This window comes from Methanobrevibacter sp. 87.7 (assembly GCF_002208625.1).
Classification (GTDB): Archaea; Methanobacteriota; Methanobacteria; order Methanobacteriales; family Methanobacteriaceae; genus Methanarmilla.
The window spans coordinates 1-10,748 of sequence record NZ_MRCT01000061.1; the positions used below are offsets into that span (position 1 = coordinate 1).

Sequence of the window (10,748 nt, forward strand, 5' to 3'; positions counted from 1 at the left end):
GAAGCTAAAGTTGCTACAGCAACAGGACTTTCTGGGTCTCCTGCAATGTAATCACCAGTAACAATAGGCCATCCATCAGCAGGTGATTTTTTATCAGCCATATTAATACCTCCAGTTTTTTAATCATCAATTATCATCCCTAAACAAAAAAATCGTATAGATTTTTTAAGAATATATTGGATTTAGGGTTGAATATTTTCTTTTAAGTTTAGGGAGAATGAAAATATTCTATATAATAATATAAAATTTAATCTGATTTAATCATTGTTAAAATCATTTTAAAAGGACTATTTACTGCTTGTAAAGCATGAGGAACATTTCCAGGCATAATTATAATTTGTCCTTTACTTACAGTATGAGGTTCACCTGCAAGTGTAATTTCTGCTTCACCATCAATAATTTGTACTAATGCATCAAAAGGTGCACTATGTTCAGATAATCCTTGACCTTTATCAAATGCAAATATTGTAACAGTCCCAATATCTTTTTTTATGATTTCACGACTAACAACAGAACCTTCTTGATACTCAGCCAAACTACTAATTTCAATAGCTTTTCCTTTTAAATCCGTCATACAATCACTTCTTAAAATTATATTATTAAAAATTTATATAAATTTCATTTATAACTTATAATATTTAACAATATCTGAAGTTATTTATTCTCCCATAATTTTTTTAATATCTTCAATAGGATCTCCAATTGGAGTTAAATTATAATTTTCAATTAACACATTAAGTATATCCTCATTTGCCCATGCAGGTAAAATAGGACCAATTAACATATCTTTTTTACCTAAGTATAATAATGCCCAAAGTACAGCAGCTGCTTTTTGTTCCATCCAGCTTAATACTATGGTTAATGGTAAATCATTTAATTCACATTCAAATAAGTCACATAATGCAAGAGCTACATCAACTGCTGCAATTGCATCATTACATTGACCCATATCTATTAATCTAGGTACACCTTCAATATTACCTAAATCTAAATCATTAAATCTGTATTTACCACAAGCAAGAGTTAATACAACAGTATCTTCAGGTAAATTTTTTACAAATTCTCTGTAATAATTATTTTTAGAAGTTGGTGAGTCACAACCTCCAACTAAGAAGAATCTTTTAATTTTACCAGCTTCAACTAATTCTTTAATTTTAGGAGCAAGACTTAAAATAGTACTTACACCAAAACCAGTAGTTAAAGTAGTAAGTTCTTCAGCTTCTAATCCACCTAATTCTTTAGCTTGTTTAATTAATTCTGAGAAGTCATAATCTTCAATTTGTTTTACACCAGGTAATTTAGCAACACCACTTGTGTAAATTCTATCTTTATAATCATCTTTTGGTAATAATACACAATTACTAGTTCCAAGAATTACAGCATTATATTTTGAAAATACTTTTTTCTGATCAAACCATGGTCCACCAATTTGACCTTTAAGTGAACTATATTTTCTAAGTTCAGGGTATCCATGTGCAGGTAACATTTCACCATGAGTGTAAACATTTACTCCAGTACCTTCACATTGTTTAAGTAATTCTTCTAAAGCTTTTAAATCGTGTCCAGTTACAATAATAGCAGGACCTTCTTGTGCTCCAACTTTTACTTCAACAGGAGTTGGTTCACCATATGCTCCAATATGAGCATTTTTAAGTAATCTCATAACTTTTACACTAGCTTCACCAGCATCAAGACCTAATTGAATTAAATCTTCAACATCAAAGTTTACATTAGTAAGAGTAGAGTACATACCTTTAGTTAAAAATTCATCTACATCAGAATCTTTAGCACCTAATTTATTTGCTTGATAATTATAAGCACTAATACCTTTCATTGTAAACAAAAGATTATCTTGTAATCTTGCAACAGTAGGTTCTTTTCCACAAACACCTTTCATGAAACATCCGTTACCTCCTGCAGTTTGAGAACATTGGTAACAGAACATATCTAATCTATCCCTAGGTAAATCTTTCATCATTTTTTGTAACCTCCATATAATTAAAAGTATATCTATAAAGTATATAAATATAATGTAACTTAGAAAGTATTAAAAGTATTAAAATTTTAATTATACATAAAAACAATAAAGATTAAAACTGTGATTTCAATGAAAGAAGAAATAATTGAAACATTAAATAAATTTGGACTAACAAAATATGAATCTTTAGCATTTTACTATTTAAATTCAATGATTGAAGCTAAAGCTCCTGAAATTAGTGAAAAATCAAATATACCAAGAACTAAAATTTATAGTGTTTTGAAAAGTTTAGAAGAAAAAGAGTTTATTGAAATAATTAAAGGACATCCGAATATTTATAAATCTATTGACCCATCAATTATTTTTAAAAGAGAAACTAAAAAAGATAAATGATAAAATAAGAGATGCAAAATTAGAATTAATATATAACCATGAAAATCAAATTATAAAAACACAAGCTCCAATGTGGTTAATTAGAGGTGAGAAAAAAATAATAAATAAAGAAATTGAACTTATTAAAAAAGCAAAAAATAGAGTTAATATGAGAATTGGCTTTCTATTTGAAAATGAAGTTCAAGAACTTAAAAAAATATTAAAAAATAAATCTGAAAAAATTGAAATAAATATTCTAGCATCCCCTAATTGTATAATTAATAATAAAAAAGTAAATATTAAAAAAGAATTAGAAAATCCAAATATTACAATATATAACGCAAATTTACCATATGTTAAAATGATGATATGTGATGGAAAAGAAATGTTACATATTTATAGTAAATTTAATGAAAAAACAGGAAGTCCCCTTAATGAAACAAGTATTGCAATGTGGAATCAGTATCCTGAAATAAGTAAAAATTATGATGATAGATTTTATAAAGTCTTAAAAAAAGCTAAAATTAATAATATGAATAAAAAAATTTAAAATAATTAAAAACAAATTTAATAGCTAAAAAACTTATAACAATAAAATAATCAATAAATAAAGAATTAAAAATCCAAATTGCTAAAATGATTAAAAAAGAATATAATTAAAAATAAAAAATTAAATAAAACTAAAATTAATTTGAATTTACATCTTTACGATATTCTGCATAAAAACCATCGGTATCTGCATATATTGCATAAAAACCATATTTTTTAGCTGATTCAATAGTATATAAAATATATTCTCTTCCCCATGCAGTAATAGCTTGAGCACATTCAAATGAATACCATCTAAATCTAGAATATCCATATACACCATACATTGTATTAATCAAACGTTTAATAGCTAATTGTTGAATATTTAAAACCTTTTTCTCAGTTGGATTACTTGATGTTTTCATTTGTTTTTTAATTCTAAGTCTTTCTCTTAAAATATCTCCAATTACAGAAGGAATAAAACCTTTTGGTTTTTTTAAGAATTTATGTTTATGTTGTGGACAAACATAATATCTTTCTTCATCTGGAAATGCATCATCAGTAGTATCTAATGGATTTCCTTTATCAGTTACAAGAACATCAGGACAAATATTTTTAGATATAATTATACTAGGATATAGACTTCTAAAATCAAATTGTACTAAATTCTCATGTAAACCTGGTTCAGGTTCTTTAACAAACCCTCCTTCATTTTTATCATGAGTTCTTGATTTATCACCTGCAGAAGGTTTATTTGGAATTATTTCATCAATATCATAAGCTCTTTTAACAAGATACCATTCAGCTTGTTGACCTGTAGTCATACGTGTAATATCAAAGAAAGGTTGACCTACAATACGAGTAAGCTCTAAATTTAGTGGTAATGTTTGTTGAGCAATCATAAGAGTAGATACAACATCATCTAATGAATAATCAAACAATTCATTAAGATATTCATTATTACTATCCCAATATTTCCAAATAATTTCCCCAGGAACATCTTTTTTTTCTTCACCAAATAACTCATAATAAACTCTTTCTAAAGTATATCTATCTAATGTCATATACCTTCTCATTACAAAATATAAATCAATATGAAGAAGTCCTTTAAATGATGCTGCATCAGTAAAACCTCTTTTTATAAATTTAATTGAAGAACCATCCATACTTAAATCAAGATCAATTCCATATAATTTAGCTCTATCATTAAGGTATGGAAAATCAAAATTATCTGAATTATATCCTACAATAATATCAACTTGATTATCTTTAATAATTCTTATAAATTCTTCAATCATTTGTTTTTCAGAATCAAATTTTTCTATAAAAGAATCATCAGCATCAACCTTTGTTTTAGTAGACAATACTTTCTTAATACCAAAATTACTATTAAGACCAATCATAATAATTTCATCAACATTAGAATTAGGTAAACCTCTTGGATTATAAACTTCTAAATCAAAAGCAATAATTCTAAAATCAGAAACTGTATCATTTAATGATTTAGGAACTTCTGAAAGATTAAGTATTTCAAGATTATCATAATTATTATCTATAGATTCATGAGATTCTATAAGATCTCCTTTAACACTAACAAGACTCATAGGAACAATATTATTATCTATAAGGTAACGACGGTAAAATGGAATATCATGTTCACGTATATCAATAACAGAATCTAATTCTCTAATTTCATCTCTATATTTTGGAACTTCTTGAGGATGTGTAAATGTTATTTTAATAAACTTTTTAGGAATTTGGAAATCTTTTTTATCTACAATTTCAATATTTTTAGTATCATATTTCTCTAAATCTTTTAAACATTGATTTATATTTTCTGCTTCAATATAAAAATATGGTTCAAAACTATTATCAAATGCAATAATTCTTTTAGGGTTTTCACCAGGCTCTCTACCAAATAAACGTATTACTGGTTTTTCCCCTTCTGTAATATAATCAATATCTAAAACAATCATTTCTCTTTCAATCATAATACCACAATATCATAAAATATTTAGTTTATAATTTCATTATTAACTTTATTCTTAGTTAAATTATCTTTTTCTTCTTTATATGTTTTAATAACTGCAAATGCAACTCCTAATATTAATGGACCAAGTATAAAACCAACAATACCCATAATTAAAGGACCAGACACAAATCCAAGAAGTAAAATCAATGGATGTATATCTGCATATTTACCAGAAATTGCAGGACGAATATACATATCACTTAAAGATAGAATACAACCAAATAATACAACAAGTACAAGTCTTACATAATTACCTTTAAATAAATACATAATAGCTAATATAGTATAAATCGGCCAAGGACCAATTACTGGTATTAATTGACATATCCCAGTCATAATTCCTAAAAATCCAGAAAACGGATATCCGAGTAAAGTATAACCTACAAAACCCATTAAACCAATAATTACACTTGTTAAAACATGACCATAAAATATACTTTTTAATACATCTTTAATTTGTGCAAACATATGATTAAAAAATTCAACTCTATCATCTGGAATAAAAGCAAATACATAATCCCATACTTTATCTCCATCACGAGCAAAGTAAAATGTTGTAAAAATTAAAACTAATAATTGTATAGAAATGTTTGGTAAATCTTTAACTAAACTAATAATATAATTAAAAACTATTTTTGTTAAACTATTAACTCCAGTATATATCTTAATAGCAATTGTTCCACTCATGGAATGGTATTGTGGAGGTAAATAATTTACAATTCCAGAAGCAATTGAATTAACATTAAATGATGAAAAATTACCTTGGCTACTAATAATTGAAGTACTTAATCCAATCATAACATAAACAATATATCCTAATAATAGGATTATAGGAATTATAATTAGAAGCATTCCTAAAATATTTGAAATTGATTTATGCTTAATTTTATTATTCAATCTTTTAGCAATAGGATTTACACCTAAAGATAAAATAATCCCAAGTATTATCATATTTAATACAGGAGTTAACACCATAATAGAAAGTATTACTAAAATTAAGATTATAAGTAAAGGTGTACTTAATTTACTAATTATATTATTTTCCATAAAATCACAGTTTTTTAAATTAATTAAAGAATCTTTAACTTAAAAATTAAATTAGAAAATAGATTTTAAATTTTAATTAATAAGTTAAATTATACAATTGAATTTAATAATAATTATAGATTTAATATACATAATAATATTTAAACTTAACTAAATTATATCCCTTAAAAAGATTAATTTAAATAACTAAATAATATTCTTTTAATAAGATCTTAAAAAGAATTTAGATAAGTAAATTATATCCTTTCACCAGTAGGTGCTCTACGGTAATTTCCAAATTCAGTGATTAATTTAAGATCATCATTTGAAAATACTGGTCCTTCTTTACATATTCTCCATCCAGTATTATCAACACAACATTGTCCACATATACCTATTGCACATTTCATATACCTCTCAAGAGAATATTCTCCAGGAATATTATTATCTTCAAGGATATCATAAGTAGGTTTCATCATGACTTCAGGTCCACAAACAACTGCAAAATCATAATGTGATTCTTTAATTAAATCTAATGCACGATTTGTTGCAAATCCTTTGTATCCAGATGAACCATCATCTGTAGCATTATAAACATTTGCACCAGATTTTTTTAATCTATCTTCAAAAAGTAATTCATCTTTATTTACTGCTGCACAAACTACATCAACATCATTATCTTTAACTGCATAATCAGTAAAACAAGTAACTGGAGCCATTCCGACTCCACCACCAATAACCAATATTTTTTTATCTTTTGGAATTGTAAATGGATTACCATAAGGACCTCTTAATCCTAAATAATCCCCAACTTTAAGATTAAATACTTCTTCAGTAAAAGGACCTACTTTTTTAATAGTAACCCCAATTTCTTTATTATCTAAATCTATTGAAGAAATAGACATTGGTTTTTCATCATTAAAATTCCAAAGCATAATAAATTGTCCAGGATATGGGATCTCATCATCCATGTCCCAATCAAAGAAAAATGTTTTAATTGTAGGAGTTTCTTTAATAATATCTTTAATTTTTAAAACTTTAGGAACATTCAACATATTAACACCTTATTTATGTCCAAAACCAACCATTTCATCAATTGAATCAAATCCTTGTTCAATCATGAATTTCTCTAAATCATTATTGATTCTAGAAAATATTTCAACACCTTCATACATTATAGAAGTACCAATTTGCACTGCATTTGCACCAGCATATAAAAACTCTACAACATCCGCATAATTTTGAATACCACCTACACCAATTATAGGTATATCAACTGCATCATAAACATCATAAACACAACGTATAGCAATAGGTTTAATTGCAGGCCCACTCATACCACCAAATTTATTTTTAAGTATAGGATTTCCAGTAGTAATATCAATTTTCATACCAGGACCTAATGAATTAATTAAACTTAATCCATCAGCACCAGCATCTTCTGCAGATTTTGCAATTTCTGTAATATCAGTAACATTAGGAGTTAACTTAGCAATAATTGGAACTTTAGAAACATCTTTAACTGCACTTATAATTTTATGAGTTAAATCTGGATTTTGACCAATAGCTGCACCATAACCTTCCATAGCATGAGGACAAGAAATATTTAATTCAATAGAATCAACATCATCTTGAATTTTTTCAGTAACATAAACAAAATCTTCAGGAGTAGCACCATAAATAGATGCAATTAAAGCTTGACCATCTTCATTAAGTTCAACAGCTTTTAATTCATCTAAAAAAACATCTACACCTGGAGAAGATAAACCTATAGCATTAATAATACCTCCAGTGACTTCAACAGTTGTTGGATTATGATAACCTGGATTAGGATCTTTTGAAAAAGATTTTGAAACAACTGCTGCAGCACCTGATCTTAAAATCCAATTTAAACTACTAGCATTACTACCCATAATTCCAGCTGCTAACATCAAAGGATTTTTAAGTTTTACACCACAAAATTCAGTTTCTAACATAAGATTTCTCCAAAAATTTATTAAAAATAATATTATTATAATTTATGAATTATGTAAAATTTATAATTATGTAAATATATAAAATAAAATCATGAAAATTTATATAACAAATTGTATTGCTGGTTATTTATGCTTCAATAATAATTTTGAATTAATCGATTATATATTATTCAAAGAGGAAGACATAGTAAATAAACTTATTGAAATAGAAAAAAACAATATAACCAGTGAAGAAAGGGAAATAATTAGTCATATTGATGATTCATATGATGAAATAATCATCGAAACAAGGAATAAACACTCAGATTATAAGAATATAGAAAACTACGATAAAATTAAAATAGAAATACCAAGTAAAGCTGGAAACTATTTAAGAGAAAACTTAATTGAAATCTTAGAAGAAATTAATTTTATAAATAATCCTGAGGAATATAGAGAAAAATTAGTTAATATTACAAATAAAATTGCAATATTAAAAATGAAAGAATCTTCACAAGAAGAAGATAAACTACTTATTCAAGCAATTAATTCAATTGATGAAATTGACGAAGGAATATCTAAATTAATTGAAAGAATAAGAGAATGGGAAACTATATACTTCCCTGAAATTGAAACAATACATAATAATGAAGCATATATTAAATTAATTGCTGATTTTAATAATAGAGAAGATGCAATTAAAAATAATAAAAATTTAGAGGATAAAATAAGTAATGGTGCAGATTTAGAAGAAGATGACATAATTATATTAAAGAAATTTGCAAAATCTATAAAATCATTACAAGAATCAAGAAAAGATATTGAAGAATATATTGATTTAAAAATGAATAAAATAGCACCAAACCTCCAAAGTTTATTAGGTTCTACATTAGGTGCTAAATTAATTTCCCATGCAGGAAGTCTTAAAAGATTAGCAATGTTCCCAGCAAGTACAATACAAATTATGGGTGCAGAAAAAGCATTATTTAGACACTTAAAAACCGGTGAAAATCCACCAAAATATGGTTTAATATATCAAGATCCAATAGTTAGAAATAGTAATTATTGGAATCGTGGAAAAATAGCTAGAAAACTAGCTTTAAAAATTAGTTTAGCAGTTAAAAGAGATTATTTTACAGACAAATATGAACCAGGTATAAAAGAAGAATTTGAAAAAGAAGTAGAAATAATAGAAAAAGAAAATCCATTTCCAAAAACAAGAAATCAAAAAAATAAGAATAATAAAACTAAAAAAACACATAAAAAATCAAAAAAACAAAGAAGACATAAAAAAAGAAGACGAAAACATTAAATCTACAAAAATATTTTATTAAAAAATATAAAAATACTAAGTTTTATAAAAAAATAACTAAAATAAAAATAGACAATTCTTATAAAAAAAATAATTAAACTAAAAAATAGCTAAAAATAGCTTCCATAAAAAACTAAGGGATTATAAATTTAAAAGTTGATAAAATGGAAATTTACAAAACAGATAAAGAAATAGCTACAGTAAATTTAGTTCCAGGAACTAGAGTATATGGAGAACAAATAATTAATGAAAATGGTAAAGAATACAGAGTTTGGAATCCACATAGATCTAAATTATCTGCAGCATTATTAAATGGGTTATCAAAATTAGAATTAAATAAAGATTCAACAGTACTTTATCTTGGAGCATCAACTGGAACAACTGTATCACATATTTCAGACATTGTTAAAAATGGAAGAATATATGCTGTTGAATTTTCACCAGTAAGTCTTAGAAAATTATCAAGACTCTGTAAAACTAGACCAAATATAGCCCCATTATTAAATGATGCTACAAAACCTAAAGAATACTTAAACAAAGTTGAAAAAGTAGATATTGTATATTGTGATGTTGCTCAACCTAGTCAAACAAAATTATTTATGGATAATATGGATCTTTTTATGAAAGATGATGGTCAAGGAGTATTTATGATAAAATCAAGGAGTATAAATGTTAATATTAAACCTAAAACTGTTTTTAAAGAACAAGAAAAAATATTAAAAACAAATGGTTTCTCTATAGAAGAAAGAGTAAAATTAGAACCATATGAAAAAGATCATATTTGTTTATTAGTAAAAAAAGCATTTTAAAGAATTAATATATACTATTTATATTAATTTTATAATAATTTAAAAAGATATTAAAATAAATATCCTTAAAAAAATAATAAATAATTTTAAAATAGAAGTAATAAAATTAAAATATATAATTCATACTATTATAAGAATATTAATTAATAACATTGATACAATTTAAATAAATTAATAATATAATAAAAAATTAAAAAATATATTTTATTACTATATCTATATATGATATAGAAAAATTACAATAGTTTAAACCTTAAAAAGATAATTTATTATAAAGTAAAAATCCACATAAAAAAATCAAAAAAGTAATACTATTGAAATCTTTTTATATTATAAACATTATAAATATAAATGCTAATGCAATATATGAAATAGTTCAAAAGACCGCCTCTAGATAAAATTCACTCTATGGATACTCCAAAATACTATTATCTAGGGGATTGAACTAATTTTTTTATTTAACTTATTTTAACTCATTTTATTATAAAAAATTAAGAAGTTTTAAAAAATCTTAAAAAATAGGACTTTTTTAATAAAAACTAGAAATTTAATAAAAAAGTATTACTAATTTTATCTTATTATAAAATAGAATTATTTTATTTTAAGAAATAAAGTAGATTTTAAAATATTTACTTAATATAATTTAAAAAAAAATAATTTTATAAAAAAATATTTAATCATAATAAAAAAAATTAAAAAAATATTTTAAATCCTAATAAAAAAAATAAGTAAAAAA

10 protein-coding genes and 1 pseudogene are annotated in these 10,748 nt (G+C 24.7%); 4 read left to right on the forward strand and 7 right to left on the reverse strand.

The window, feature by feature from the left end; genetic code table 11:
- From BGI41_RS04225 to hcp, 3 genes and pseudogenes are all read right to left on the reverse strand, one after another.
- Positions 1–101 (reverse strand): annotated as a pseudogene (locus BGI41_RS04225) (tetrahydromethanopterin S-methyltransferase subunit A); the annotation flags it as partial.
- A 146-nt stretch (positions 102–247) separates the two neighbouring features.
- Positions 248–574, reverse strand: a complete 327-nt coding sequence (locus BGI41_RS04230; RefSeq protein ID WP_088538989.1) for a cupin domain-containing protein — start codon at positions 572–574, stop codon at positions 248–250.
- Positions 575–658: 84 nt separating this feature from the next.
- Positions 659–1,978 (reverse strand): hydroxylamine reductase, encoded by a 1,320-nt coding sequence (gene hcp / locus BGI41_RS04235; RefSeq protein ID WP_088538990.1) that lies wholly within the window; start codon positions 1,976–1,978, stop codon positions 659–661.
- Between the two features lie 129 nt (positions 1,979–2,107).
- Between hcp and BGI41_RS04240 the strand changes: the two genes are divergently transcribed.
- Positions 2,108–2,371, forward strand: a complete 264-nt coding sequence (locus BGI41_RS04240; RefSeq protein WP_088538991.1) for a TrmB family transcriptional regulator — start codon at positions 2,108–2,110, stop codon at positions 2,369–2,371.
- Positions 2,372–2,441: 70 nt separating this feature from the next.
- A complete protein-coding gene (locus BGI41_RS04245) occupies positions 2,442–2,900 on the forward strand; it encodes a hypothetical protein (RefSeq protein ID WP_143744784.1) in 459 nt (152 codons plus the stop codon).
- A 136-nt stretch (positions 2,901–3,036) separates the two neighbouring features.
- Here BGI41_RS04245 and BGI41_RS04250 read toward each other — a convergent pair whose 3' ends face one another.
- The 4 genes from BGI41_RS04250 to BGI41_RS04265 form a co-directional block, all read right to left on the reverse strand.
- On the reverse strand, positions 3,037–4,866 hold the full coding sequence (locus BGI41_RS04250; RefSeq protein ID WP_088538998.1) for a DNA-directed DNA polymerase: 1,830 nt from the start codon (positions 4,864–4,866) through the stop codon (positions 3,037–3,039).
- Between the two features lie 26 nt (positions 4,867–4,892).
- A complete protein-coding gene (locus tag BGI41_RS04255) occupies positions 4,893–5,957 on the reverse strand; it encodes an AI-2E family transporter (RefSeq protein ID WP_088538993.1) in 1,065 nt (354 codons plus the stop codon).
- 236 nt (positions 5,958–6,193) lie between these two features.
- A complete protein-coding gene (locus BGI41_RS04260) occupies positions 6,194–6,991 on the reverse strand; it encodes a dihydroorotate dehydrogenase electron transfer subunit (protein WP_088538994.1) in 798 nt (265 codons plus the stop codon).
- 9 nt (positions 6,992–7,000) lie between these two features.
- On the reverse strand, positions 7,001–7,912 hold the full coding sequence (locus BGI41_RS04265) for a dihydroorotate dehydrogenase (protein ID WP_088538995.1): 912 nt from the start codon (positions 7,910–7,912) through the stop codon (positions 7,001–7,003).
- Between the two features lie 91 nt (positions 7,913–8,003).
- Between BGI41_RS04265 and BGI41_RS04270 the strand changes: the two genes are divergently transcribed.
- Positions 8,004–9,203 (forward strand): NOP5/NOP56 family protein, encoded by a 1,200-nt coding sequence (locus tag BGI41_RS04270; RefSeq protein ID WP_088538996.1) that lies wholly within the window; start codon positions 8,004–8,006, stop codon positions 9,201–9,203.
- 164 nt (positions 9,204–9,367) lie between these two features.
- Positions 9,368–10,012 carry a fibrillarin-like rRNA/tRNA 2'-O-methyltransferase gene (locus tag BGI41_RS04275; protein ID WP_088538997.1) on the forward strand — a complete coding sequence of 215 codons (645 nt, stop codon included), beginning with the start codon at positions 9,368–9,370 and terminating at the stop codon, positions 10,010–10,012.
- Positions 10,013–10,748: the final 736 nt, after the last annotated feature.